The 25,335-nt window shown below is 75.1% G+C and carries 19 protein-coding genes and 1 pseudogene; 4 read left to right on the top strand and 16 right to left on the bottom strand.

What is annotated here, in order from left to right; genetic code table 11:
* Positions 1–1,267, bottom strand: a pseudogene (locus tag KVT14_RS11475) (hypothetical protein); the annotation flags it as partial.
* Positions 1,268–1,634: 367 nt separating this feature from the next.
* On the opposite strand from KVT14_RS11475, the gene KVT14_RS11470 reads away from it, so the two are divergent.
* Both KVT14_RS11470 and KVT14_RS11465 read left to right on the top strand, forming a co-directional pair.
* Entirely contained in the window at positions 1,635–2,069 is a 435-nt protein-coding gene (locus tag KVT14_RS11470; protein WP_308161038.1) for a DUF6325 family protein, read from the top strand.
* Between the two features lie 60 nt (positions 2,070–2,129).
* Positions 2,130–2,465: an SHOCT domain-containing protein gene (locus KVT14_RS11465; RefSeq protein ID WP_166938190.1), complete on the top strand. Its 336-nt coding sequence runs from the start codon at positions 2,130–2,132 to the stop codon at positions 2,463–2,465.
* Positions 2,466–2,548: 83 nt separating this feature from the next.
* On the opposite strand, the gene KVT14_RS11460 is transcribed toward KVT14_RS11465, so the two are convergent.
* Both KVT14_RS11460 and KVT14_RS11455 read right to left on the bottom strand, forming a co-directional pair.
* The gene (locus KVT14_RS11460) at positions 2,549–4,048 is read right to left on the bottom strand and encodes an MFS transporter (RefSeq protein WP_217615786.1); all 1,500 of its coding nucleotides are present in this window, start codon (positions 4,046–4,048) and stop codon (positions 2,549–2,551) included.
* A 62-nt stretch (positions 4,049–4,110) separates the two neighbouring features.
* The gene (locus KVT14_RS11455; RefSeq protein WP_217615779.1) at positions 4,111–6,864 is read right to left on the bottom strand and encodes a cation-translocating P-type ATPase; all 2,754 of its coding nucleotides are present in this window, start codon (positions 6,862–6,864) and stop codon (positions 4,111–4,113) included.
* 205 nt (positions 6,865–7,069) lie between these two features.
* Between KVT14_RS11455 and KVT14_RS11450 the strand changes: the two genes are divergently transcribed.
* Positions 7,070–7,450 carry an SHOCT domain-containing protein gene (locus KVT14_RS11450; RefSeq protein ID WP_308161037.1) on the top strand — a complete coding sequence of 127 codons (381 nt, stop codon included), beginning with the start codon at positions 7,070–7,072 and terminating at the stop codon, positions 7,448–7,450.
* A gap of 22 nt (positions 7,451–7,472) precedes the next feature.
* Here KVT14_RS11450 and KVT14_RS11445 read toward each other — a convergent pair whose 3' ends face one another.
* Both KVT14_RS11445 and KVT14_RS11440 read right to left on the bottom strand, forming a co-directional pair.
* Positions 7,473–7,601 (bottom strand): chromosome partitioning protein, encoded by a 129-nt coding sequence (locus KVT14_RS11445; RefSeq protein ID WP_147793669.1) that lies wholly within the window; start codon positions 7,599–7,601, stop codon positions 7,473–7,475.
* A 39-nt stretch (positions 7,602–7,640) separates the two neighbouring features.
* Complete coding sequence (locus KVT14_RS11440; RefSeq protein WP_217615778.1) at positions 7,641–8,648, bottom strand: hypothetical protein; 1,008 nt, start codon at positions 8,646–8,648, stop codon at positions 7,641–7,643.
* A 288-nt stretch (positions 8,649–8,936) separates the two neighbouring features.
* On the opposite strand from KVT14_RS11440, the gene KVT14_RS11435 reads away from it, so the two are divergent.
* Positions 8,937–9,776, top strand: coding sequence for an alpha/beta hydrolase (locus tag KVT14_RS11435; protein WP_217615777.1), 840 nt, complete (start codon positions 8,937–8,939; stop codon positions 9,774–9,776).
* A gap of 43 nt (positions 9,777–9,819) precedes the next feature.
* Here KVT14_RS11435 and KVT14_RS11430 read toward each other — a convergent pair whose 3' ends face one another.
* The 11 genes from KVT14_RS11430 to trpC form a co-directional block, all read right to left on the bottom strand.
* Positions 9,820–10,473, bottom strand: coding sequence for a uridine kinase (locus KVT14_RS11430; protein WP_217615776.1), 654 nt, complete (start codon positions 10,471–10,473; stop codon positions 9,820–9,822).
* Positions 10,474–10,510: 37 nt separating this feature from the next.
* Positions 10,511–11,020 carry a DUF664 domain-containing protein gene (locus KVT14_RS11425; RefSeq protein ID WP_210417337.1) on the bottom strand — a complete coding sequence of 170 codons (510 nt, stop codon included), beginning with the start codon at positions 11,018–11,020 and terminating at the stop codon, positions 10,511–10,513.
* Positions 11,021–11,131: 111 nt separating this feature from the next.
* Positions 11,132–11,773, bottom strand: coding sequence for an SRPBCC family protein (locus KVT14_RS11420; protein ID WP_217615775.1), 642 nt, complete (start codon positions 11,771–11,773; stop codon positions 11,132–11,134).
* Positions 11,774–11,993: 220 nt separating this feature from the next.
* Positions 11,994–13,424, bottom strand: coding sequence for a pyruvate kinase (gene pyk / locus KVT14_RS11415; RefSeq protein ID WP_217615774.1), 1,431 nt, complete (start codon positions 13,422–13,424; stop codon positions 11,994–11,996).
* 86 nt (positions 13,425–13,510) lie between these two features.
* Complete coding sequence (locus tag KVT14_RS11410; RefSeq protein ID WP_217615773.1) at positions 13,511–14,989, bottom strand: glutamate synthase subunit beta; 1,479 nt, start codon at positions 14,987–14,989, stop codon at positions 13,511–13,513.
* Between the two features lie 121 nt (positions 14,990–15,110).
* A complete protein-coding gene (locus KVT14_RS11405) occupies positions 15,111–16,592 on the bottom strand; it encodes a glutamate synthase subunit beta (protein WP_217615772.1) in 1,482 nt (493 codons plus the stop codon).
* Positions 16,585–21,153: a glutamate synthase large subunit gene (gene gltB, locus KVT14_RS11400; protein ID WP_217615771.1), complete on the bottom strand. Its 4,569-nt coding sequence runs from the start codon at positions 21,151–21,153 to the stop codon at positions 16,585–16,587. The genes KVT14_RS11405 and gltB overlap by 8 nt, the downstream gene beginning before the upstream one ends.
* A gap of 162 nt (positions 21,154–21,315) precedes the next feature.
* Positions 21,316–22,188, bottom strand: a complete 873-nt coding sequence (gene lgt / locus KVT14_RS11395) for a prolipoprotein diacylglyceryl transferase (RefSeq protein ID WP_217615784.1) — start codon at positions 22,186–22,188, stop codon at positions 21,316–21,318.
* 64 nt (positions 22,189–22,252) lie between these two features.
* The gene (gene trpA / locus KVT14_RS11390) at positions 22,253–23,074 is read right to left on the bottom strand and encodes a tryptophan synthase subunit alpha (RefSeq protein WP_217615770.1); all 822 of its coding nucleotides are present in this window, start codon (positions 23,072–23,074) and stop codon (positions 22,253–22,255) included.
* Complete coding sequence (gene trpB, locus KVT14_RS11385; protein WP_217615783.1) at positions 23,071–24,345, bottom strand: tryptophan synthase subunit beta; 1,275 nt, start codon at positions 24,343–24,345, stop codon at positions 23,071–23,073. Before trpB ends, trpA begins: the two co-directional genes overlap by 4 nt.
* 114 nt (positions 24,346–24,459) lie before the next feature.
* The gene (gene trpC / locus KVT14_RS11380) at positions 24,460–25,275 is read right to left on the bottom strand and encodes an indole-3-glycerol phosphate synthase TrpC (protein ID WP_147793678.1); all 816 of its coding nucleotides are present in this window, start codon (positions 25,273–25,275) and stop codon (positions 24,460–24,462) included.
* Positions 25,276–25,335 lie beyond the last annotated feature (60 nt).

The raw sequence follows: 25,335 nt of genomic DNA, 5'->3' as shown, positions 1-25,335 counted from the left end.
GCCGGCCCGCGCGGGCGGCGTCGTGGGCGGCGAGCGTCCGCAGCCGGGCGACGTGCGCGCGGCACGCGGGGTACGCGCGGTCCACGTGCGCGAGCGCCGCGGCGCACAGCTCGGACCAGGCGGCGGGGGGCGCCTCGTCGTACGGCAGCCGGAGCAGCGCCTGGCGCACCGCCTCGCGGTTCGGGGTGACGAGCAGCGGGGCGGCGGCCTCGGCCAGCACGCGGCCGACGAGGTCGCCGTCCTCCGCCTCGGTGGCGTGGTCGAGCGCGGCCACCGGGTCGCCGTGCCGCAGCAGCCACCGGGCCGCGCAGGCGTGCGCGTCCTGGTGCCCCTCGGGGTCGCGGACCCGCAGCGTCGTGTGCAGGATCTCCCGGAGCAGCGGGTGGTAGCGCAGCGACGCCCCGGCGGGCGCGACCGGCCCGACGAAGTCGTGCGCCGCCGCGAGGGCGTCGTGCAGGCGGTCGGACGGTGCGCCCGGGCTCAGCGCGCGGGCGAGCTCCGGGCTGAACGTCGGGACGACGCTGGAGCGGAGCAGGAACGAGCGGACCGCGCCCGGCTGCCGGTCGACCACCTCGTCGACCAGGTAGTCGGCGACCGCCCGGTCGTCGGCGAGCGCCTCCTCGACGTCGTCCTCGGTGGGCGGCTCGCCGACCCCCTGCAGCCGGGCCAGCCGGCCCAGGGCGATCCGCACCCCCGTCGGCCAGCCCTCGGTGCGCTCCAGGACGAGCCGGGCCTGCTCGCGCGTCACGTCGACGCCCTCGACCTCGCCGAGGGCGCGCACGTCGGCGGCGGTGAACGCGAGGTCCTCCGCGGCGAGCAGGGTGGCACCGCGGCGTCCGACCGGCGGCTCCGAGCGGCTGAGGATCAGCAGCCGCAGCGGCACGTCCGCCGCGAGCAGGTCCCGGACGGTCTGCACCACCGTGTGGTGCCGCACGACGTCCAGGTCGTCGACGACCAGCGTCGACTCCTCCGGCAGCGACGCCAGGCCCCGCATCCACCGCGCCACGAACGCCGGCGTACTGGTGGGCGGCACCCGCAGCCGGGCGAGCGGGTGGTCGGCCGGAACGGCGCCGCTGGCCCGCAGGGCGTCCAGCACCCGGCTGGCGAGCGCCTGCGGCACCGTGTCGCGCGGCTCCAGCGACAGCCAGGCCACCGGGCCCGGCCGCGCCGCGGCCCAGGTCGCCACGGCGGTCGTCTTGCCCCAGCCCGCGCCGGCCGCGACGACGGTCAGCCGGCCGTCCCCGTCGGCGTCGAGCAGCTTGTCCACGGCGGGGCGCCGCACCGTGCGCGCGGCCGACGGCCGCAGGGTGCGCTGCTCCGGCGTCCGGACGTCGAGCCTCCGGGTCCCCCTGCCCGGCGGCTCGCGCAGTTCCCGTCCGGCGCCCCTCCCTGGGGAGCCCATGGCCGCAACGTATACCCGCCCGTCGCGGTGCCGGAAGGGGTGCCGGGGCGAGCCATCCCTGGCGGGTGAGGCCCGCCGGCGACCCCGTCCTGAGGCCGCCCGGGCGCCTCGCGGGGCGCTCCACCCGCGGCGGGTGATGCCCGCCCGACCAGCGCCGACGACCGTAGGACCCGGGCCCGCGGGGGCGGACCCGCCCGGGGCGACCGGGCGCCGCGGAGCGCAGGAGGCAGTCGTGGAGACCGCGATCGAGGACATGGGCCCGGTGGACTACCTGGTCGTCGAATTCCCGGAGAACCGCCTGGACGGAGAGGCGTTCCCGCTGCTGATGGACCTGGTCGACCGGGGCGTCGTCCGGGTGCTCGACCTGGCGTTCGTCGCCAAGGCCGACGACGGGACCGTGACGGGCATCGACCTGCGCGAGCTGGACGCGACCGGCGACTTCGACGTCACCGTGCTCGAGGGCGCGTCGTCGGGGCTGCTCGGGGACGACGACCTGGCCGAGGCGGCCGCGGCGCTCGCGCCGGGGGCGGCGGCCGGGGTGCTGGTGTACGAGAACGCGTGGGCGGCGCCGTTCGCCACGGCGCTGCGGCGCGGCGGCGGGCAGCTGGTCGCCAGCGGCCGGGTGCCGGTGCAGGCGCTGCTGGCGGCGCTCGACGCGACGGACTGACGCGGCGCCGTCGCGCCGCGGGACTGCTCGGGACGAGGACCAGGGACGAGGAGGGGGACCATGCCCGGACTGCTGCGAGGGGTGGCCAGGACGGCCGTGATCGCCGGGACCGCGAGCGCGGTGTCGGGCCGCGTGCAGCGGCGTCAGCAGGGGCGGTGGGCGGAGCAGGACGCGCGCGCCGCCCAGGCCCAGTACGCCACACCGGTGCCGGCCGGCTACGGCCCGCCGGGGTACAGCCAGGAGCCGCCGTACCCGGCGGTGCCGGCGGGGTCACCGGCGCAGGACGCCGCGGACGCGCGGATCGCGCAGCTGCGCGACCTGGCCCGGCTGCGGGACGAGGGCGTCCTGACGGCGGAGGAGTTCGCCGACCAGAAGGCGCGCATCCTCGCGACCTGACCGCACCTGCGACCGACCCACCCGCACCGCACCGGCGCGGGTGGGTCGCGTGCGTCCCGGGTGCCGGGTCGGACGGTCCGGCGTCAGGCGGTCCGGGCCGGCGTCGCGGCCGCGCGGCGCATGCGCAGCGCGTTGGCCGCGCCCAGGACGCCCGCGACCAGCGGCACCAGCAGCGCGGCCTGCAGGGCGCGCGGCCGCACCTCCTCGTTGATCCGCACGACCTCGGCGGCGGCGGCCGGCGGCTCGTCGGCGAGCAGGGCCGCCAGCTGGGTGGTGCTCATCAGCTCGGCGTCCTCCTCGAGCGCCGCGGCCACCCGCTCCTGGTCCGCCGGCGCGAGCACGTCGCTGGCGCGCGCCTGGGCGGTGAAGCCGGCCGACAGCGTGGCCAGCAGCACCGCGCCGGCGAGCGCGAGCCCGAACGACAGCCCGAACGACCCGCCGGCGGAGTTCACGCCGGCGGCCTCGCTGACCCGCTCCTCCGAGACCGGCGACAGCGTGTAGTCGTTCAGCTGCGAGACGAGCAGCCCCAGGCCGCACCCCGCGACGACCAGCGGCCCGGCGAGCGCCCACCCGGACGCGGCGCGCGGCACGACGGGGAGCAGCACCGCCACGCCGGCGACCAGCAGGCCGAACCCACCGAGCACGACCCGGTGCGCCGGCCACCGCCCGGCCCGCCGGCTCATCGTGAGCGCGACGACGAACATGCTGAGCGACAGCGGCGCCAGCGACAGGCCCGCGGCCATCGCGTCGTACTCCAGGACCATCTGCAGGAAGATCGGCAGCGCGATCATCGCCCCGCCGAGCGCGACCTGCTGCAGCAGCTGCTGCGAGACCCCGATCCGGAACCGCGGCGCCCGGAACAGCCCCGGGTCGATGAGCACCGCCCGCCCGCGGCGCGAGCGCCGCCGGAGCCACGCCGCCAGGCCGCCCAGCGCCAGCACGCCGACGGCGAGCAGCAGCCCGACGGACTCCGCACCCTCCTGCCAGGCGAGCACCCCGAGCACCAGCCCGCCCATGCCGGCGGCGGACAGCAGCGCCCCGACGACGTCGACCTCGCGCGACCCCGTGTACGGCACGTCCCGCACCAGCCGGATGCCGGACAGCACGACGACGATGACGACCAGCTCGAGCCCGAACGCGACCCGCCAGGACAGGTAGGTCGTGATGAACCCGCCGAGCAGCGGGCCCACCGCCGCGGCGATCGACGCCGCGGCGCCGACGAGCGCGTACACCTTCTTCTGCGCGGTGCCGGTGAAGTTGCCGTGCACCAGCGACTGCATCGCGGGCAGCAGCAGCGACGCGCCCAGCCCGCCGACGACCGCCCACAGCACGACCACCGCGGTCAGGCCCTGCGCGAAGGTCATCGCGGCCGCGCCGACCGCGTAGCCCAGCAGGCCGAGCACGTACGCCCGCCGCCGGCCGACGAGGTCGCCGACCTTGCTCCCCACCAGGATGAACGCCGCCGACACCAGCGCCTCGAGGGCGATCGCCGACTGCACCCCGCTCACCGTGGTCCCCAGGTCCCGCACGACCGCGGAGATGGACACGTTCATCAGCGAGGTGTCGACGACGAGCACGAACATCGCCAGCGCGAGCAGCACCGCCAGCCGGCGCTCCGTGCGGCCGAGCGCCTCGGCCGGCGCGGTCACCGGACCGGGGTGCGCGCCGGCGCGGCGACCGCGGCCCCGGCGGGGACCTCGGCCCCGCCGCGCCGCGCCGCCAGCCGCGCGACCCACCGCGCGACCTCGGCGACGACCAGGTACCCCAGCACCGCGAGCAGGCACACGCCCCACTGCTGCAGGCTCAGGTCCGTGGTGCCGAACAGCCGCTGCAGCAGCGGGATCGACGTCACCAGGACGGTGAGCCCGACCACCACCAGCACCAGCGTCACGAACCGGGCGTTCGCCACGGTCTCCGCGCGCAGCACGCTGCGGTACCGGTCGCGCCACTGGGCGGCGACGACGACGTGCACCAGCGAGGTCGCGGTGAGCCCCATCGTGGTCGCGACGAGCAGCCCGTACCGGGGCTCGGCCCAGGCGACCACGAGCAGCGCCGCGACCGCGACGAGCACCCCGTCGACGGCGAGCCGGGCGCCCAGCGCGCGGCCGAGCACGGGGGCGTCCGCGGCGCGCGGCAGCCGGCGCATGAGGTCGGAGGCGGGCGCGTCGAAGCCCAGGCCGATCGCGAGGACGACGTCGATCGCGAAGTTGACCCAGAGGATCTGCAGCGGGGACAGCGGCACGCCCCCGGCGATCGTGAACACCCCCGCACCCACGAACGTGAGGATGAACCCGATCAGCACGACCATCTGGAACCGGATGTACCGCATGAGGTTGTCGTAGAGCCCGCGCCCGCGCTCCACGGCCGTGACGATCGTGGCGAAGTTGTCGTCGGTCAGGATCATCTCGGCGGCGTCCTTGGTGACCTCCGTGCCGGTGATCCCCATCGCCACGCCGATGTCGGCCCGGGTCAGCGCGGGCGCGTCGTTCACGCCGTCGCCGGTCATCGCCACCACCTGGCCCCGGCGCTTGAGCACGTCGACCAGCCGGACCTTGTCCTGCGGGGCGACCCGCGCGACGACGCCGATGCTGTCGACCTCGGCCTCCAGCCGCTCGTCGGGCATCGCGGCGAACTCGGCCCCGGTCAGCGCGCGGCCCTCGATGCCGAGCTGCCCGGCGATGGCGGCGGCCGTGGTCACGTGGTCGCCGGTGATCATCCGGACCCGGATGCCGGCGTCCTTGCACGCGGCGATCGCGTCCCGGGCCTCCTTGCGTGGCGGGTCGACGATCCCGACCAGCGCGAGCAGCTCCAGGCCGTCGACCAGGTCGAGCAGCTCCCCCGCGAGGTCCGCCTGCCCCACGTCCTTCTGGGCCAGCGCGAGCACCCGCATCCCCTCGCCGGCCAGCGCGTCGTTCTCCACCTCGACCCGCTCCCGCAGGTCGCCGATCGGCCGGGTGCTGCCGTCGGCGTCGCGGTAGTGCGTCGCCCGCGCCAGCAGGACGTCCGGGGCGCCCTTGACGTAGCAGCGCACCGCCGCCACCCCGTCCACCTCGACGTCGTGGAACGTCGCCATCAGCTTGTACGCCGCGTCGAACGGCACCTCGGCGACCCGCGGGTAGGCCCGCCGGGTCTCCTCGACGTCCAGCCCGCCCTTGGCGGCGAGCACGACGAGCGCGCCCTCCGTCGGGTCGCCGACCAGGTCGCCGTCGCGGACGGTCGCGTCGCTCGCGAGCGCCATCGGCAGCAGGAACGGCTCCAGCCGGACCTCGGGGCCGCCGCCCGTGGCGAGGATCCGCCCGGTGGTCGCGTAGCCCTCGCCGTCGACCCCGTAGCGCCGGCCCGCGAGCACCAGGCGCCGCGCCGTCATCTGGTTGAGCGTGAGCGTGCCGGTCTTGTCCGAGCAGATCGCCGAGGTCGCCCCCAGGGTCTCGACCGAGCGCAGCCGCTTCACGATCGCGCCGGCGCCCGCGAGCTCCCGGGTGCCGAGCGACAGCAGCATGGTGACGACCGCGGGCAGGCCGGTGGGGATCGCCGCGACCGCCAGGCTGATGCCGACGAGGAACAGGGTGTCGAAGTCCTCGCCGCGGGCCAGGCCGAGCACGATCACGAGCACCAGGGCGACCGCGGCCATCAGCGTGATGATCACCGTCAGCCGGTTCAGCTGGCGGGTCAGCGGGGTCTCGTCGGTCTCGACCGCGCCGAGCATCCCGGAGATCCGGCCGACCTCGGTGGCCATGCCGGTCGCCGTCACGACCATCTCGCCGCGGCCGCGGGTGACCTGGGCGTTCATGTAGGCCATGTCGACGCGGTCGCCCAGGGGGACGGCGTCGCCGGTGACCGGGTCGACCGACTTCGGCACCGGGGTGCTCTCGCCGGTCAGACCGGCCTCCTCGATCTCGAGCGACGCGGCGACGACGAGCCGGCCGTCCGCGGGCACCTTGTCCCCCGCCTCGAACCGGACCACGTCGCCCGGCACCAGCTGCTCGGCCGGCACCTGCAGCACCTGGCCGTCCCGCAGCACCCGGGCCGTCATCACCAGCATGGTGCGCAGCGCCGCCACGCTCTCGGCCGCCTTGCCCTCCTGGTGCAGCCCCATGAGCGCGTTGACCACCGTGAGGCCCAGGATCACCAGCCCGGTGCCGAGGTCGCGCAGGGCGACCATGCTCACCACCGCGGCGCCGACCAGGACCAGCTGCATGAGGTCGGCGTACTGCCGGGCGAAGGCGCGCCACGTCGGCTCGGGCTTCTCCTCCGCCAGGGCGTTCGGCCCGTGCTCCCGCAGCCGGTCGGCGGCGTCGGCCGCCGTCAGCCCGCGCGCCGGGTCGACCCCGAACGCCGCGCACGTCTCCGCCACGGTCGCGGCGTGCCACTCCCGCGCCGGCACCTGGGTCGTCGTCATGTCCCCGCCCGTCGCCGCGTGGGCGCCCGGCGGCGCCCCCTCGACCACGGTCGTCGGGGCGACGACGGGTGGGCCTCACCCGAGGCGGGTAGTCGGGGTCCGGCTCACCCCTGACGGGTGTGACGCCGCAGGTCGCGGCCCGGCACCGTGGTCGTCGGGCCGGTCACGGACGCGGTCGGCCGCGGCTCGAGCGAGAGGTGGGACCGTGAACGACTTCTGGGACTGGTTCTGGCTGATGATCTGGTGGTTCCTGTTCGTCGCCTACCTCGTGCTGCTGTGGCAGATCTGCGGCGACCTGTTCCGCGACCGCGACCTGAGCGGCTGGTGGAAGGCGCTCTGGATCGTCGCGCTGGTCGTGGTGCCGTGGCTGTCCATGCTCGTCTACGTCATCGCACGCGGGCGGGGCATGGCGGAGCGGCACGCGGCGGCGATCGCGAGCGCGCGCCGGGAGACGGACGCGTACATCCGCCAGACGGCCGGCAGGTCGCCGGCCGACGAGATCGCGGACGCCAAGGCCCTGCTGGACCAGGGCGTCATCGACACCGAGGAGTTCGGCCGCCTGAAGGCGCGTGCCCTCGCGGTGTGACCGACCGACCCGCGGCGTGCCCTCAGTGCTCGGGCTCGTCGCGGGTCGGTGCCTCGCCGTCGTGGTCGTCGGGCAGCGGGTCCGGGTCGACGTCGAGCGTCGGCACGTCGGGCTGCTGCGGGTCGAAGCTGTCGGGGATGTCCTCGCTCATGCGACCACGCTGCCACCGCACCGCACGGAGCGCACGGCGTCAGCGCAGCAGGCCCGCCAGGACGCGCTCGGCGTCCGAGCCCGCCGGGACCGGCAGGTCCAGGGCCGCGTCGCCGGACCGCAGCGTCACGACCACGACGCCCGCGTAGACGGGGTGCGGCACGGCGCGCACGTCCGTGAGCCGCTCGAGCGGCAGCACCACCCGGGACTCGGAGTGCACCGGCGTGCGGCCGCGCGCGAGCCAGGTGCGCCGGCCGAAGACCTGCAGCTCGCGGCCGTCCGACGCGACGACGGCCGCCTGCACCGTCATCGGGTGCAGCAGGTGCACGACCCGGGACACCCCGCCGCGCAGCGGCACCACGGTCCGCCGGGGGTGCGCCGCGAGCGCGCGCAGCCCCGGCTCACGGTCCGCCACCTCGCGGTACGCCGACACCAGGCCGATCTCCTTCTCCCCGAGTGCCCGCCGGTCGAGCCGACCGAGCCCCGGAGCCCCGGCCGTGGGGTCGCGCGGGGCCGGGTCGCCGGACGTCGGCACGGGCCAGGCGAGCGTGCGCAGCGTGTCGACGAACCCCTCGACCACGTCGGCCGACGAGCCGCTGAACCGCACCGCGACCGACGGGCCGGCGAGCGCGTGCACCGTCAGCCGCCCGTCCAGCAGGTCGACGCTCGTCCCGACGGCGGCGACCTGGTCGTACGGCACCTCGACCACGTCGTACCCGCGGCCGCCCGCGGTCCGGGCGGCCGCGCGCCCCCGCGCTGCCGTGTCCCCACCGGTCCGCCGGCTCAGCGCGGTGAACCGGTCCGGGCCGAGTACCAGCAGGTGGTCGTAGAGGTCCATGTCGGGGGTGGCGTCCCGGCGGGCGATGTCGCGGGGCACTTTGAGCACCAGCCGGCTCCCCGCCAGGTCCACCGGGTGGTCCCGGTAGAGCGGCGGGACCTCCTCCGCCGTGCGCACCGGGTCCACCCACGGCCCGAACGCGTCGTACTCCGGGGTGCTCGGGGCGTCGCCCCCGCCCTGGCCCTGCCGCCGCACCGTCGCCGCGTTCATCGTCCGCCTCCTCGCGATCCCGGGCTGCTCGCCCTGCCACCAGCATCCTCCTCCGCGGCCCCGGACGCCGCCGAGACGGCACCTCTCGGCTGTGCGCAGCGCCCTTCTCGCAGCCGAGAGGTGCCGTCTCGGCAGACGCGGGGGCTTCCGCGGCGCACCCGGGACACGCCATGATGCCGCCGGGGAGCCCCGCTCCCCGGGTGCCACCGTGCGAGACCCCCGCGTCGGGCACGCCCAGCCGGGCTGCTCACCGTCAGTCCCACCACCCCACCACCCTGGGAGCACCTCATGACCGCACCGCTGCCCGCCGGCGCCCCGGACACGATCGTCCTGGTGCACGGCCTCTGGATGACCCCGCGCTCGTGGGAGCACTGGGTCCCGTACTACGAGGCGAAGGGCTACCGGGTGCTCGCGCCCGCGTACCCGGGCTTCGAGGTCGAGGTCGAGGCCCTGCGCGCGGACCCGTCCGTGATCGCCGCGCTCACCGTGCCCGACACCGTCGACCACCTCGCCGGGATCATCGAGGGCCTCGACGCGCCGCCCATCATCATCGGGCACTCGTTCGGCGGGACCCTGACCCAGCTGCTGCTCGCCCGCGGGCTCGGCGCCGCCGGGGTCGTCATCGACTCGGCGCCCACCGAGAACGTGTACGTGACGCCGCCGTCCCAGCTGCGGGCGCTGCTGCCGACGTTCACGCACCCGTCGACCCGGCACGAGGCCGTGTCGTTCACGCCCGAGCAGTTCCACTACGCGTTCGCCAACACGCTGAGCCGCGAGGACTCCGACGCCGCCTGGGAGCGGTACGCCATCGGGGCGCCGGGGTCCTGGCTGTGGGCGTACGGGCTGATCGCCAACTTCAAGCCGGGCCACCAGGAGACCTGGGTCGACTACGACGCGGACCGCGCGCCGCTGCTGTTCCTCGCCGGCGGGGAGGACCACATCATGCCGCCGTCGGTGAACCGCGGGAACGCGAAGAAGTACGGCAGGTCCCCCGCGGTCACCGAGTACGTCGAGATCCCGGGCCGGTCGCACTGGACCTGCGCCGAGCCGGGCTGGGAGTCCGTCGCGGACCGGGCGCTGGAGTGGGCCGTCGCCCACGCGGTCCGGCCGGCGGTCGAGGCGGGCTGACGACGCCGACCCGCGGCGCGCCCGGCGCCCGTGCCCGGCCGCCTCAGCGCTCGAGCACCCAGCCGGGTCGCCGCGGGTCGTCCACCCGGACGACCACGTCCGCGGTGTGCTCCGGCTCGGCCTCCGCGCGGTACCGCTCCTCGGCGGGCAGCCGCCACGCGTCGGCGGGCGGCGTGCGCCGCGCGAGGGTGTCGGGCCGAACCGCGAGGTGCACGGTCAGGTCCGCGGGCAGCCACCGTCCGAGCAGCAGGCCGCCGTCCAGCAGCAGCACCGTGCCGGGCGCGGTCGGCTCCCGGGTCGCGCGGGCCGAGCGTTCGCGCGCCGCGTCCCACAGCGCGGGCAGGTAGGTGCCGTCCCCGCCCGGCCCGAGCGGGTCCAGCACCTCGCGGATCAGCGCGCCGGAGTCCAGGGCGTCGTCGAGCAGGGCGTCCGGGTCGTGCCGCCCGTGCTCGAACCGCACGCCCGCCGGGCGCAGGAAGTCCCCCGCGCTCACCCGGACCGCGGCGTGCCCGCGGGCGCGCAGCGGCTCGACCAGCGCGTCCGCCAGCGCGCCCGGGGCCGTCGGCGGCGCCCCGTCGAGCAGCACCCGCCAGCGCCGGTCCGGGCCGTCCGCCGCGCGCGCCGCGGCCAGCCCGTCGACCACCCGCTCCACGAGCCGCTCGACCAGGACCTCGGGGCTGACGGGCTCGACGCGCACCGGGACAGTCTGCCGCGCGCGCCGAGCCGGGGCCCGGTCAGCTGCCGGAGCGCACCACGCCCTTGATGAACGCCGCCTGCCCCGCGTGCTCCAGCACGTCGCCGAGGACGCTCACCAGCCGCACGCCGACCGTGACCGGCGGGTCCCAGCGCTCGTCGACCACACGGCCCAGGTCCTCCTCGGACAGCCGGCCGAGGTAGGCGTCGGTCGCGGCGCGGGTCGCGTCCGCGTAGGCGCGCAGCAGGCCGCCCTCGACGCGCACCTGCGCCACCTCGTCCGGGCCCTGGCCGTAGCCGGTCGCGTCCGTGTCGAACGGCAGGCCGAACTGCTCGGCGAAGCCGTCGGCCGTCCACACCTGCTCCGTGCCGGCGACGTCGGCCACCTGCGCGTCCTCGACCCGGGCCAGGTGCCACACCAGCCAGGCGATCGTGTTCGCCTCGGGCCCGAGCCGGGCCGTGAGCTCGTCCTCCCCCAGCCCGTCGAGCACCCCGTGCACCAGGTCGCCGATCCGGCCGAACCCGTCCTGCAGCACCGCCACGCCGTCCACACGCACTCCCCTCGCCGGCCGCCGCGCGGGCGGCCCTCGTCGCCGGTCCTCACGACCGTATGCCGAGGTGGTGACACGTGCGCGCGGGGCGGCGCCCGGCCCGCGCCGGGCTCAGTCCCCGGCGGCCTCCGCGCGGTCCCGCACGCCGCGCAGCATCCGCTCGGTCATGAGCAGGCTGACCCAGGACACGCCCTCGACCATCCAGCGCGCCCACGGCTCCCGGTACCCGTACCGCTCGCGCACGACCAGGCGGCAGCTGCCCGGCATCGGCCCCGGCCGCAGCACGAACGCCCACGCGAAGTCGAACGGCGGCACGTCCTCGTCCGGCAGCGACGGGCCCGCCCCGTGCAGCACGAGCGCGTGCGGCGCGTCGAGCACCGCGACCGCCAGGCCGACCTGGGGGGCGAGCCGCACCTCGTCGCCGACCGCGAGCTCCTGCCAGCGCGGCTCGATCCGGTCGGCGCTCGTGATGCCGAGGCCGACCAGGCCCTCCAGCGCGTCGTAGCTGTAGAAGCCGCCGCGCCCCTGGCCCAGTTGCACCAGCCAGGGCCACACCCGCTCGGCCGGGGCGCGCACGGTGATCGCCCGGGTCGCGACCAGATCCGCGTCCGGGACCAGGTCGTCACCGGGCAGCCCCACCGAGCGCTCCACCTGGGACGCGCCCCAGTGCAGCGCCTTCCCGCGGGCGAGGGAGTAGCCGACGGCCGCCGTGGCCGCGATCGCGAGCGCGCGCACCGCGCGGTGGGAGGTCATGCGCTCCACGCAACACCGTCCCGGACCTGAACACCAGGGCCGTCGGTCCCACCCCGGCACGCGCCCGCCGCAGCGTCGAGTCTCCACATCACGCCTGCGACCGCGCCCTCGGGCAGAGGCCTGGAACGGAGACTCGGCGGCGCGGCGCGGCGCAGCACGCGCGAGGGGCCCCGCGGCGCGCGTGCGCTGCGGGGCCCCTCGACGTGCGGGACGCGGTACGTCAGGCCACGCGGCCCGAGGCGTCGTCGCCGATCTTGTGCACGATGATCGAGTTGGTCGACCCGACGACGCCGACCGGCGTGCCGGCCACGACGACGACGTAGTCGCCCACCTCGGCGAGGCCCTGCGCGCGCAGGGTGGACTCGACCTGCTGGACCATCGCGTCGGTGTGCTCGACCTGCGGCACCTCGTACGTCTGCGTGCCCCAGCTGAGCGACAGGGTGTTGCGGACCGAGGTCTGCGGGGTGAACGCCAGCAGCGGGATGGACGAGCGCAGGCGGGACATGCGGCGCGCGGAGTCGCCGGACTGCGTGAAGGTCACGAGGTACTTCACGCCGAGGGTCTCGCCGATCTCGGCCGCCGCGCGGGTGATCGCGCCACCGCGGGTGTGCGGGGTCGAGCCGAGCGGGGCGATGCGCTCCCGGCCGAGCTCCTCGGTCGCCTCGATGATCCGCGCCATGGTGCGCACGGTCTCGATCGGGTACTCGCCCACGGACGTCTCGCCGGACAGCATGACCGCGTCGGCGCCGTCGAGCACCGCGTTGGCGCAGTCGGAGGTCTCGGCGCGGGTCGGGCGCGGGTTGTTGGTCATCGACTCGAGCACCTGGGTGGCGACGATGACCGGCTTGGCGTTGCGCCGGGCCAGCTCGACCGCGCGCTTCTGCACCAGCGGCACCTGCTCCAGCGGGAGCTCGACGCCGAGGTCGCCGCGGGCGACCATGATGCCGTCGAACGCGTCGACGATCTCGGCCAGGGCCTCGACGGCCTGCGGCTTCTCGACCTTGGCGATGACCGGGACGACCCGGCCCTCCTCCTCCATGATCCGGCGGACGTCGTCGTAGTCGGCGGCGTTGCGGACGAAGGACAGGGCGATGATGTCGGCGCCGACGCGGAGGGCCCAGCGCAGGTCCTCCTCGTCCTTGTCGCTCATGGCGGGCACGGACACGGCCACGCCGGGCAGGTTGATGCCCTTGTTGTTGGAGACCGGGCCGGCCACCTCGACGCGGGTGACGACGCGCGGGCCCTCGACGGCGGTGACGCGCACGAGGACGCGGCCGTCGTCGATCAGCAGCGGGTCGCCCACGCGGGCGTCGCCGGCCAGGCCCTTGTGGGTGGTGGAGACGAGCTCCTTGGTGCCCGGCACGTCCTCGGTGGTGATGGTGAAGGTGTCACCCTCGTTGAGGTAGTGCTTGCCCTCGACGAACCGGCCGAGGCGGATCTTCGGGCCCTGGAGGTCGACCAGGACGGCCACGGAGCGGCCGGAGGCCTTCGCGGCGGCGCGCACGTTGTTGTACACGCGCTCGTGCACCTCGGTGTCGCCGTGGCTGCGGTTCAGCCGCGCCACGTCCATCCCGGCGTCGACAAGGGCCTGGATCTGCTCGGCGGACTCCGTGGCGGGGCCGATGGTGCAGACGATCTTCGCTCTACGCATGGGGGAAAGCCTAGGCCTTTCGTGACAGACGGTTCGGACCGAACGTCCTGGTGGGCCGGGCCCGCCGGACGTGCGCGGTTGATGGTCTACGGACGCATCGCCACGGTGCTCGCGGTGACCGGAGCAGGCAGGGCGGTGCTGCCAGACAGGTCAGAGTCTACGGCCGCCGCGGCGGCCCGACCCTCCGCCACGGCCCAGACCACGAGCGACTGGCCCCGGCCGGCGTCCCCCGCCACGTAGACACCCGGGACCTCGGTCCCGAAGTTCGCGTGACGTTCGACCGTTCGTCGCCCGCCGATCACCAGTCCGAGCTGCGTCAGGAGGGGCGAGGGCTCCGGCCCCGTGAACCCCAGGGCGAGCAGCACGAGCTGCGCCGGCAGCTCGCGGTCGGTGCCCGGCACCGGCTCGGGCCGGCCGTCCACCACCCGGACGTCGCGCACCCGCAGCGCCCGGACCCGGCCGTCGGCGTCGCCCAGCACCTCCTCGGTGGTGACCGCGTACGCGCGCTCGCCGCCCTCCTCGTGGGCCGAGGAGACGCGCAGCAGCAGCGGCCACACCGGCCACGGGTCCGCGTCCCGGCGGGCGGACGGCGGCTCGGGCATGATCTCCAGCTGCGTGACCGACCGCGCGCCCTGCCGCAGGGCCGTCCCGAGGCAGTCGGCCCCGGTGTCCCCGCCGCCGATCACGACGACGTCCAGCCCGGTCGCGAGCGGCTGGCCGGGCACCGGCTCCCCGCCCGCCGCGGCGGCGCGGTTGGCCGGGACCAGGTAGTCCATCGCCGGCAGCACGCCCGCGAGGTCCCGGCCCGGGACGGGCAGGTCGCGGGGCACGGTCGAGCCGACGCACACGAGCACGGCGTCGAACCGCGCCCGCAGCTCCTCCCCCGTGACGTCCACCCCGACGTCGACCCCGCACCGGAACCGCGTGCCCTCCGCGCGCAGCTGGTCCAGCCGGCGGTCCAGGACGCGCTTCTCCAGCTTGTACTCCGGGATGCCGTACCGCAGCAGCCCGCCCGGCGCGTCGGCGCGCTCGTGGACGACGACGGTGTGCCCGGCCCGGGTCAGCTGCTGCGCGGCCGCGAGCCCCGCCGGGCCGGACCCGATCACGGCGACGGTCTGCCCGGTGAGCCGCTGCGGCACCTGCGGCGCGACCAGCCCGCGGTCGAACGCCTCCTCCGCCACCGCGAGCTCCACTTCGCGGATCGTCACCGCCTCGTCGTGCAGGCCGAGGACGCAGGACGCCTCGCACAGCGCCGGGCAGACCCGGCCGGTGATCTCCGGGAACGCGTGCGTCGCGTGCAGCCGCTCGGCGGCGTCGGCCCACTGCCCGCGCCAGGCGAGGTCGTTCCACTCGGGCGCGAGCGCCCCGAGCGGGCAGGCGTGGTGGCAGAACGGCACCCCGCAGTCCATGCACCGGGACGCCTGGCGCTGGACGCGCGCCACGTCCTCGGGGTGCCCGGCGCGGTGGCCGTGCACCTCCCGCCAGTCCAGGAGCCGCACCGGCACGGGGCGGTTCGGCGGGGTCTCGCGCGCGCGGTGGGTGAGGAAGCCCTTGGGGTCGGCCATGCCCGGTGACGCTAGGCGCCGCGCCCGGCGACCGGGTGGGCCGGACGTCCCGCACGCACGACGCCCGCCGGCCCCGGGTGCGGGGCGGGCGGGCGTCGTGGCGGACCGGCGTGGCGCGGACTCAGGCCCGGAGCGCCACCGTCCCCGCCGTGACCGGCGCGGGCAGCTCGGTGCTGCCGCCCAGGTAGGTGTCCACCGCGGCGGCCGCGGCGCGGCCCTCGGCGATGGCCCACACGATGAGCGACTGGCCGCGGCCCGCGTCGCCGGCGACGAACACACCGGGGACGTTGGTGGCGAAGTCGTCCGACCGCGCCACGGTGCCGCGGGCCGTCAGGTCCACGCCGGCCTGGCCGACGAGCTCCTCGGTCTCCGGGCCGGTGAAGCCCATCGCGATGAGGATCAGGTCCGCCGGGATGTCCCGCTCGGTGCCGGCCGTCGGGACGCGGCGGCCGTCGGGCAGGTACTCGGTGGTCGCCAGCCGCAAGTGCGTGACCCGGCCGGACTCGTCGCCCAGGAACGCGACGGTCGACGCGAGGTAGTCGCGCCGGCCGCCCTCCTCGTGCGAGGACGAGACCTCGAACAGCACCGGGTCGGTCGGCCACGGCGCGTTCGCCGGCCGCTCGGTCGGCGGCTGCTTGCCGATGGCGAGCGTCGTGACGGACGCGGCGCCCTGGCGCAGCGCGGTGCCGACGCAGTCCGAGCCGGTGTCGCCGCCGCCGATGACGACGACGTGCTTGCCCGCCGCGTCGATGGCGTCCGGGACGTCCTGGCCCGCGACGAGCTTGTTCGACCGGGACAGGTACTCCATCGCCGGGTGGATGCCGGCCAGGTCGCGGCCGGGCAGCGGCAGCTCGCGCGGCACGGTCGAGCCGGTCGCGACCACGACGGCGTCGTACCGGGACCGGAGCTGCGCCCAGGTGATGTCCCGGCCGATCGCGACGTTCGGGCGGAACCGGGTGCCCTCGGCGGCCATCTGCTCGAGCCGGCGGTCGATGTGCCGCTTCTCGAGCTTGAAGTCCGGCACGCCGTACCGGAGCAGGCCGCCGATCGCGTCGTCCCGCTCGTACACCGCGACGGTGTGCCCGGCGCGGGTCAGCTGCTGGGCGGCCGCGAGCCCGGCGGGGCCCGAGCCGACCACGGCGACGGTGTGCCCGGACAGGCGCTGCGGCACCTGCGGGTGCACCAGGCCTCGGTCGAAGGCCTCGTCGATGATCGAGACCTCGATGTTCTTGATCGTCACCGCGGGCTGGTTGATCCCCAGCACGCAGGCCGACTCGCACGGGGCCGGGCAGATCCGGCCCGTGAACTCCGGGAAGTTGTTCGTGGCGTGCAGGCGCTCGATCGCGTCCGCCCACTGGCCCCGCCACACCAGGTCGTTCCACTCGGGGATGAGGTTCCCCAGCGGGCAGCCGTTGTGGCAGAACGGGACGCCGCAGTCCATGCAGCGGCCCGACTGCTGGTGCAGCAGGGTCGCCGACTGCGGGTCGTCGGCGGCGCTGCGGTGCTCGTGCACCTCACGCCAATCCATGAGCCGCAGCGGCACCGGACGGTTGGCGGGCAGCTCGCGCTCCCGCACCTTCATGAAGCCGCGGGGGTCAGCCACGAGCCACCTCCAGGATGCCCTCCCACACGCCGGGCGCGCTCGGGTCGAGGCCGTCGGCCTCCGCCTTCGCCAGCGCCGCGCGGACGCGGGAGTACTCGGTCGGCCGCACCCGGGTGAACCGGGCGCGGGTCGCCGCGGGGTCGGCGAGGAGCTCGGCCGCGACGCGCGACCCGGTCTCCTCCGCCTGCCGCCGCAGCAGGTCGGTCACCAGCGCCGCGTCCTCGTCGTCGAGCGGGTCGAGCCCCAGCTCGCCCGCCGCGACGGCCTGGACGTTGACGCGCTCGGGCTTGAGGTCGAGCACGTAGGCCGTGCCGCCCGACATGCCCGCCGCGAAGTTGCGGCCGGTCCGGCCGAGCACCAGGACGGTGCCGCCGGTCATGTACTCGCAGCCGTGGTCGCCCACGCCCTCGACGACCAGCGTCGCGCCGGAGTTCCGGACGCCGAACCGCTCGCCCACGACGCCGCGCAGGAACATCTCGCCCGACGTGGCGCCGTAGCCGATGACGTTGCCGGCGATGACGTTGTGCTCGCCGCTCAGCACCGCGTTGCGGTCGGGCCGCACGACGATCCGGCCGCCGGACAGGCCCTTGCCGACGTAGTCGTTCGCGTCGCCCTCGAGACGCAGCGTGATGCCGCGCGGTACGAACGCGCCGAACGACTGCCCGGCCGACCCGGTGAGCGCGACCTCGATCGTGCCGTCCGGCAGGCCCGCGCCGCCGTACCGGCGGGTGACCTCGTGGCCGAGCATCGTGCCGACGGTGCGGTTGACGTTGCGCACCGGCAGCTCGATGCGGACCGGGCGCGCGTCCTCCAGGGCGTCCGACGCCATCGCGATGAACTGGTTGTCCAGCGCGCGGTCGAGGCCGTGGTCCTGGTCCTGCACGTGGTGCAGGGCGGAGCCGGGCAGCGGCTCGGGGACGGCGAGCACCGGCGTCAGGTCGAGGCCCTGCGCCTTCCAGTGCTCGACGGCCTTGCGGGAGTCGAGCAGCTCGACGTGGCCGACGGCCTCCTCGATGCTGCGGAACCCGAGCTCCGCGAGCAGCTCGCGGACCTCCTGCGCGATGAACTCGAAGAACGTCACCACGAACTCCGGCTTCCCGGTGAACCGGGACCGCAGGTCGGGGTTCTGCGTCGCGACGCCCACGGGGCAGGTGTCGAGGTGGCAGACGCGCATCATGATGCAGCCCGACACGACCAGCGGCGCCGTCGCGAAGCCGAACTCCTCGGCGCCGAGCAGCGCGCCGATGATGACGTCGCGGCCGGTCTTGAGCTGGCCGTCGACCTGGACCACGACGCGGTCGCGCAGGTCGTTGAGCACGAGGGTCTGCTGGGTCTCGGCCAGGCCGATCTCCCACGGGGTGCCCGCGTGCTTGAGGCTGGTCAGCGGCGAGGCGCCGGTGCCGCCGTCGTGGCCCGAGATGAGCACGACGTCGGAGTGCGCCTTGGCCACGCCCGCCGCCACGGTGCCCACGCCGAACTCGCTGACGAGCTTGGTGTGGATCCGCGCCCGCGGGTTCGCGTTCTTGGCGTCGTGGATCAGCTGCGCCAGGTCCTCGATCGAGTAGATGTCGTGGTGCGGCGGCGGCGAGATCAGGCCGACGCCCGGCGTCGAGTGCCGGGTCTTCGCGACCCACGGGTACACCTTCGGGCCGGGCAGCTGGCCGCCCTCGCCCGGCTTGGCGCCCTGAGCCAGCTTGATCTGGATGTCGTCCGCGAACGTCAGGTACTCCGACGTCACGCCGAACCGGCCGGACGCGATCTGCTTGATCGCCGAGCGCCGCTCGGGATCGTGCAGGCGGTCCGGGTCCTCGCCGCCCTCGCCGGTGTTCGACTTGGCGCCGAGCCGGTTCATGGCGATCGCGAGCGTCTCGTGCGCCTCGGCCGAGATCGACCCGTAGGACATCGCGCCGGTGCTGAACCGCTTGACGATCTCGCTGACCGGCTCGACCTCGTCGACCGGCACGGGGGTCCGCTCGCCGGTCCTCAGCTCCAGCAGCCCGCGCAGCGTCATCAGGCGGGACGACTGCTCGTTCACCCGGTGCGTGTAGTCGCGGAACACGTCCATCTGCCGCGTGCGGGTGGAGTGCTGCAGCCGGAACACGGTCTCCGGGTCGAACAGGTGCTCCTCGCCGTCCCGGCGCCACTGGTACTCGCCGCCGGTCGCGAGGCGGCGGTGCGCCAGGCGGTTGCCGTTGGCCGGGTACGCGTCGTTGTGCCGCGCCGCGACCTCGGCCGCGATGACGTCCAGGCCGATGCCGCCGAGCCGGCTGGTGGTGCCGGTGAAGTACCGGTCCACGAGCGGCTGGGACAGGCCGATCGCCTCGAACACCTGGGCGCCGCGGTACGACGCGATGGTCGAGATGCCCATCTTGGACATGACCTTCAGGACGCCCTTGCCGAGCGCCTTGATGAGGTTCTTGACGGCCTGCTCCGGCGCGACGCCCGCGAGGTAGCCGTTGGCGGCCAGGTCCTCGACGGTCTCCATCGCGAGGTACGGGTTGACGGCTGCCGCGCCGTAGCCGATGAGCAGCGCGACGTGGTGCACCTCGCGCACGTCGCCGGCCTCGACGACCAGAGACACCTGCGTCCGGGTGTGCCGGCGCAGCAGGTGGTGGTGCACGGCCGAGAGCAGCAGCAGCGACGGGATCGGCGCGCGGTCCGCGTCGGAGTCGCGGTCGGACAGCACGAGGAAGCTCACGCCGTCGGCGATCGCCTGGTCGCACTCGGCGAAGATCTCCTCGAGCCGCTGCTCGAGGGCCTCGCCGCCGCCCGCCGCGCGGTACAGGCCGCGGACGATCGTCGACCGGAACACGCCCGCCATCGCGGGGTCCTTGTCGATCTTGACGATCTTCGCCAGGCCGTCGTTGTCGAGCACCGGGAACGGCAGCACGAGCTTGCGCGCGTGCAGCGGGGTGTCGTCCAGCAGGTTCGGCTCGGGGCCGATCGCGCCGCCGATGGACGTGACCAGCTCCTCGCGGATCGCGTCCAGCGGCGGATTGGTCACCTGCGCGAACATCTGCGTGAAGTAGTCGAACAGCAGTCGCGGCCGCTGGGACAGCACGGCGACGGGGGTGTCCGAGCCCATCGCGCCCAGCGGCTCCGCGCCGGAGGCGCCCATGGGCGTCAGGAGGATCTTCAGCTCCTCCTCGGTGTACCCGAAGGTCCGCTGCCGGCGGCGCACCGAGGCCGAGGAGTGCGCGATGTGCTCGCGCTCGGGCAGCTGCTCCAGGTAGACCGAGTTCTCCCGGACCCACTCGGCGTACGGCCGCTGCGCGGCGAGCTGCGCCTTGATCTCGTCGTCCTCGACGATCCGGCCCTGGTTCGTGTCGACCAGGAACATCTTGCCGGGCTCGAGGCGGCCCTTGCGGACGATCGTCGCCGGGTCGAGGTCGAGCACGCCCGCCTCGGAGCCCATGACGACGAGGCCGTCCTCCGTGACCCAGAACCGGCCGGGGCGCAGGCCGTTGCGGTCCTGCACCGAGCCGATGAGCGTGCCGTCGGTGAACGTCATCGCCGCCGGGCCGTCCCACGGCTCCATCAGCGACGCGTGGTACTCGTAGAACGCCCGCCGCGCCGGGTCCATCTGCGCGTGGTTCTCCCAGGCCTCCGGGATCATCATCATGATCGCGTGCGGCAGGGAGCGCCCCGCCAGGTGCAGCAGCTCGAGGACCTCGTCGAACGAGCCCGAGTCCGAGCCGCCCGGCGTGCACACCGGCAGCAGCGGGGCCAGGTCGCCCAGCAGGTCCGACTGCAGCGTGCCCTCGCGCGCCGCCACCCAGTTCCGGTTGCCGCGCACCGTGTTGATCTCGCCGTTGTGGGCGATCATCCGGAACGGCTGCGCGAGCGGCCACGACGGGAACGTGTTGGTGGAGAACCGCGAGTGCACCAGCGCGATCTCGGAGGCGTACCGCGGGTCCGACAGGTCCGCGAAGAACGGCTCCAGCTGACCCGTGGTGAGCATGCCCTTGTAGGACAGCGTGCGGGCCGACAGCGAGGCGAAGTAGACACCCAGCTCGCGCTCGGCGCGCTTGCGCAGCCGGAAGGCCAGGCGGTCCAACTCGATGCCGGCGAGCTCGCGCGACGGGTCCGCCACCACGAGCTGGCGGAACACCGGCATGGACGAGCGCGCGGTCGGGCCGACCAGGTCGGCCGTCACCTGCACGTCGCGCCACGCCAGCACGTCGAGCTTCTCCTCGGCCGCGATCGCCTCGACGGCGCGCACCGCGACGGCGCGCTCCTCGTCGTCCTGCGGCAGGAACGCCATGCCGATCGCGTACCGGCCGGCCGGGGGCAGCTCGGCGTCGACGACGTCCCGCAGGAACGCGTCCGGGATCTGCGTCAGGATGCCGGCCCCGTCGCCGCTGTTCTCCTCCGCACCGACCGCGCCGCGGTGGTCGAGGTTGAGCAGGGCGGTCAGACCGGCGTCGACGATGTCGCGGCCGGGGGTACCCCGCAGCGTCGCGACGAACGCGAAACCGCAGGCGTCGTGCTCGGCAGCCGGGTCGTACAGACCCTGCTGCTGCACGGGAGAAGCACCGGGACGCACAGGCGACGCGGGCATCAGCACCGTCCTCACGGACCCGGGGAGCGGGCCCAGGTAGAGCAATGGGGGGAGGCTGGGACGTCATCGGCCCGGGCTACAAGTGTGGCGACGATACCTGCCGGAAACACAGGCGCTCACATCGCGAGAAAGTGAGGTGGGTCACACGGGCGTTCGCCGCGGTCAGCGGGCCGTGCCGTGCTCCGCCACCTCGTCGTCCTGCGCCTCGGTCTCGCGCAGGAGAGGTGTGGTCTCGCGTCCAGGATGACGACGTCCGACGACCACGAACGCTACCAGCGCCCCGAGGAGCACGATGATCGACGTCCAGACGTTGAGCCGGAACGGGCCGATCATCTCCGCGGGGTCGATCCGGACCAGCTCGATCCACAGCCGGCCCGTCGTGTAGACGATCACGTACAGCCAGAACGCGCGGCCGTGGCCGAGCCGCAGCCGGCGGTCGAGGTAGACGATCAGCGCGGCACCGGCGAGGTTCCACACCAGCTCGTACAGGAACGTCGGGTGGAACAGCGTGCCCGACTCGTAGCCGGCCGGGAGGTGCGCGTCGTCGATCCGCAGGCCCCAGGGCAGGGTCGTCGGACCGCCGAACAGCTCCTGGTTGAACCAGTTGCCGAGCCGGCCGATCGCCTGGGCCACGAGCAGCCCGGGCGCCAGGGCGTCCGCGAACACCGGGAACGACACCCCGGCCCGGCGGCAGCCGATGTACGCCCCCACCGCCCCGAGCGCCACGGCGCCCCAGATGCCCAGGCCGCCCTCCCAGACGTACAGCGCGCGCACGGGGTCGCCGCCCGCGCCGAAGTACGCGTCCGGGCTGGTGATCACGTGGTAGAGCCGGCCGCCGACGATGCCGAACGGCACGGCCCAGAACACGATGTCGAGGACCTGCTCGGGGTCGCCCCCGCGCTCCTTCCAGCGGCGCTGGGTCATGATCACCGCGACCACGATCCCCGCGAGGATCGCGAGGGCGTAGGCGCGCAGCGGCACGGGGCCGAGGTACCAGACGGCCTGCGGCGGGCTCGGGATCGCGGCGGGGATCATCACACCGGCACTGTATGCGACCAGGGCGCGGGCCCGGGACGGGGGTCCCGGGCCCGGACGGGGCTCAGCGGGCGGTGCGGACGCCCTCGGCCAGCCCGGCGGCGACGGCCGCGACCGCCTCGAGCCCCGCCTCGCGCGTCTCCGCGCCGGCGAGCGCGCGCACGAACGCCGAGCCCACGATGACGCCGTCCGCGTACCGGCCGATGTCGCGCGCCTGCTCGGGCTTCGACACGCCCAGCCCGACGCACACGTGCTCCGCGCCGGCCGCGCGGGTGTCGGCGACCAGCTGCTCGGCGCGCGCGCCGACCGTGGTCCGCTCCCCCGTGACGCCCATCGTCGACGCCGCGTACACGAACCCGCGGGACGCCGCGGCGGTCATCGCCAGGCGCTCCGGGGTGGACGACGGCGCGACCAGGAACACCCGGTCCAGGTCGTGGGCCTCGGACGCGTCGAGCCAGTCCTGCCCCTCGTCGGGGATGAGGTCCGGCGTGATGAGGCCCGCGCCGCCCGCGGCGGCGAGGTCCCGCGCGAACGCGTCGACGCCGTACCGCAGCACCGGGTTCCAGTACGTCATGACCAGCACCGGCGCGCCGGTGGCGGCGATCCGCTCGACCGCGCCGAACGCGTCCCGCACCCGGGTGCCGCCGGACAGCGCGACGTCGACCGCGTGCTGGATGACCGGGCCGTCCATGACGGGGTCGGAGTACGGCAGGCCGAGCTCGATCACGTCGACGCCGGCCTCGACCATCGCGACGGCCGCGCGCACGGACCCCTCGACGTCGGGGAAGCCGAGCGGCAGGTAGCCCACCAGGGCGCCACGGCCCTCCGCCTTGAGGCGGTCGAGGGTGGCGCCGGTGCGGGACGTGGTCGCCTGGACGTCGCTCACAGCTGCTCCCCCTCGTCGGCCTGCACGACCGGCTTGTCCTCGATCAGGTCGAACCACGCCGCCGCGGTCGCCACGTCCTTGTCCCCGCGCCCGGAGAGGTTCACCAGGATCACCGGCTCGCGGCCGTCCGGGGTCTCCCAGGTCGCGACCTCGCGGCCGAGCTGGATCGCGCCGGCCAGGGCGTGCGCCGACTCGATGGCCGGGATGATGCCCTCGGTCTGGCACAGGACGCGGAACGCCTCCATGGCCTCGGCATCGGTGACCGGGCGGTACTCGGCGCGGCCGATGTCGTGCAGCCAGGCGTGCTCGGGGCCGACGCTCGGGTAGTCGAGGCCCGCGGACACCGAGTGGCTGGGCAGCGTCTGGCCGTCGTCGTCCTGCAGCAGGTACGACTTGGTGCCCTGCAGCACGCCCGGCGAGCCGCCGCTGAACCGCGACGCGTGCCGGCCGGACGCGATGCCCTCACCGCCGGCCTCGAAGCCGAACAGCCGCACCGACGGGTCGTCGAGGAACGCGTTGAAGATGCCCATCGCGTTCGAGCCGCCGCCCACGCACGCCGCGACGGCGTCGGGCAGCCGGCCGATCTCCTCCGCGAGCTGGGCCTTCGCCTCCTCGCCGATGATCTTGTGGAAGTCGCGCACCATCTCGGGGAACGGGTGCGGGCCCGTCACCGTGCCGAGCAGGTAGTGCGTGGTGTCGACGTTCGCGACCCAGTCGCGCAGCGCCTCGTTGATCGCGTCCTTCAGCGTGCGGGAGCCGATCGTCACCGGGACGACCGTCGCGCCGAGCAGCCGCATCCGGGCGACGTTGAGCGCCTGGCGCTGCGTGTCCTCCTCGCCCATGTAGACGACGCACTCGAGGTCCAGCAGCGCCGCCGCGGTCGCGGTGGCCACGCCGTGCTGGCCGGCGCCGGTCTCGGCGATGACGCGGGTCTTGCCCATCCGCTTCACCAGCAGGGCCTGCCCCAGCACGTTGTTGATCTTGTGCGAGCCCGTGTGGTTGAGGTCCTCGCGCTTGAGGAACACCCGGACACCGGGCGCGACGTGCTCCGCGAACCGCTTGACCTCGGTGAGCGGGCTCGGGCGGCCGGTGTAGGTGCGGTGCAGCCGCGCCAGCTCCGCCGCGAACGCGGGGTCGGCCGAGGCCTTGTGGAACTCGGTGTCGAGCTCGTCGAGGGCGGCGATCAGCGCCTCCGGGACGAACCGGCCGCCGAAGTCGCCGAAGTACGGCCCGGCGTGCGTGGCCAGCGGCCCGCCCGGGCTGCTCGTCACCTGCGGACCCGTGCGTCCCGTCGTCACCGTGGTGCTCCTCGTGGTTGGTGCTGCGGCGCCGCGCTGCTGAGCGGCCGCCCTCGGGTCGGTCCGGCCGCCGGGCCGGACCGGTGGCTACTGCCGGACCGCGCGCAGCGACGGGTGCGCGCCCGCCGCCACCAGGTCCGCGACCGACTGGCGCGGCGCGTCGTCCGTCACCAGCGCCTCGCCGACGAGCACGGCGTCCGCGCCGGCCCGGGCGTAGTCCATGACGTCGTGCGGCCCGCGCACGCCCGACTCGGCGACCTTGACGACGTCCGCCGGGATCGCCGGGGCCACCCGCGCGAACGTGCCGCGGTCGACCTCGAGCGTCTTGAGGTTGCGCGCGTTGACGCCGATCACCCGCGCGCCGGCGTCGACCGCCCGCACGACCTCCTCGGCGTCGTGCACCTCGACGAGGGCCGTCATGCCCAGGGAGTGCACCCGCTCGACGAGCGACGTCAGCACCGTCTGCTCCAGGGCGGCGACGATGAGCAGCACCAGGTCCGCCCCGTGCGCCCGCGCCTCCCACACCTGGTACGGCGTGACGACGAAGTCCTTGCGCAGGACCGGGATGTCCACGGCGGCGCGGACGCTGTCGAGGTCCGCGAGGCTGCCGTTGAACTTCCGCTGCTCGGTGAGCACCGAGATGACGGTCGCGCCGCCCTTCTCGTACTCCGCGGCGAGCGCGGCCGGGTCGGTGATGGTCGCGAGCGCGCCCTTGGAGGGGCTCGACCGCTTGACCTCGGCGATCACGGTCACCGCGTCCTCGACGCGCAGCCGCGACACGCAGTCGATGGCACCGGGGACGCGCGCCGCGCGCTCCTTGAGCTCGGCGAGGGGCGTGGCCGCCTCGCGCACCGCGAGGTCCTCGCGCACGCCAGCCACGATGTCGTCCAGCACGGTGCCCATCGGCGTCTCTTCTCCCCCGAGATCGGCGGCGGCGCGCCCCAGGGCACGGGAGCCGGCGGG

The organism is Cellulomonas sp. GbtcB1 (assembly GCF_019091725.1).
Taxonomy (GTDB): domain Bacteria; phylum Actinomycetota; class Actinomycetes; order Actinomycetales; family Cellulomonadaceae; genus Cellulomonas.
The sequence above is the reverse complement of the archived record's forward strand: the minus strand, read 5'-3'. Positions and strand labels throughout refer to the sequence as shown.

Excerpts from the sequence above, each read along its gene's own strand:
- KVT14_RS11465 (WP_166938190.1), top strand. The coding sequence starts at position 2,130 with ATGCCCGGACTGCTGCGAGGGGTGGCCAGGACGGCCGTGATCGCCGGG.
- KVT14_RS11460 (WP_217615786.1), bottom strand. The coding sequence starts at position 4,048 with ATGTTCGTGCTCGTCGTCGACACCTCGCTGATGAACGTGTCCATCTCC.
- KVT14_RS11455 (WP_217615779.1), bottom strand. The coding sequence starts at position 6,864 with ATGACGACGACCCAGGTGCCGGCGCGGGAGTGGCACGCCGCGACCGTG.
- KVT14_RS11445 (WP_147793669.1), bottom strand. The coding sequence starts at position 7,601 with ATGAGCGAGGACATCCCCGACAGCTTCGACCCGCAGCAGCCCGACGTG.
- KVT14_RS11440 (WP_217615778.1), bottom strand. The coding sequence starts at position 8,648 with ATGAACGCGGCGACGGTGCGGCGGCAGGGCCAGGGCGGGGGCGACGCC.
- KVT14_RS11435 (WP_217615777.1), top strand. The coding sequence starts at position 8,937 with ATGACCGCACCGCTGCCCGCCGGCGCCCCGGACACGATCGTCCTGGTG.
- KVT14_RS11420 (WP_217615775.1), bottom strand. The coding sequence starts at position 11,773 with ATGACCTCCCACCGCGCGGTGCGCGCGCTCGCGATCGCGGCCACGGCG.
- pyk (WP_217615774.1), bottom strand. The coding sequence starts at position 13,424 with ATGCGTAGAGCGAAGATCGTCTGCACCATCGGCCCCGCCACGGAGTCC.
- KVT14_RS11410 (WP_217615773.1), bottom strand. The coding sequence starts at position 14,989 with ATGGCCGACCCCAAGGGCTTCCTCACCCACCGCGCGCGCGAGACCCCG.
- gltB (WP_217615771.1), bottom strand. The coding sequence starts at position 21,153 with ATGCCCGCGTCGCCTGTGCGTCCCGGTGCTTCTCCCGTGCAGCAGCAG.
- lgt (WP_217615784.1), bottom strand. The coding sequence starts at position 22,188 with ATGATCCCCGCCGCGATCCCGAGCCCGCCGCAGGCCGTCTGGTACCTC.
- trpC (WP_147793678.1), bottom strand. The coding sequence starts at position 25,275 with ATGGGCACCGTGCTGGACGACATCGTGGCTGGCGTGCGCGAGGACCTC.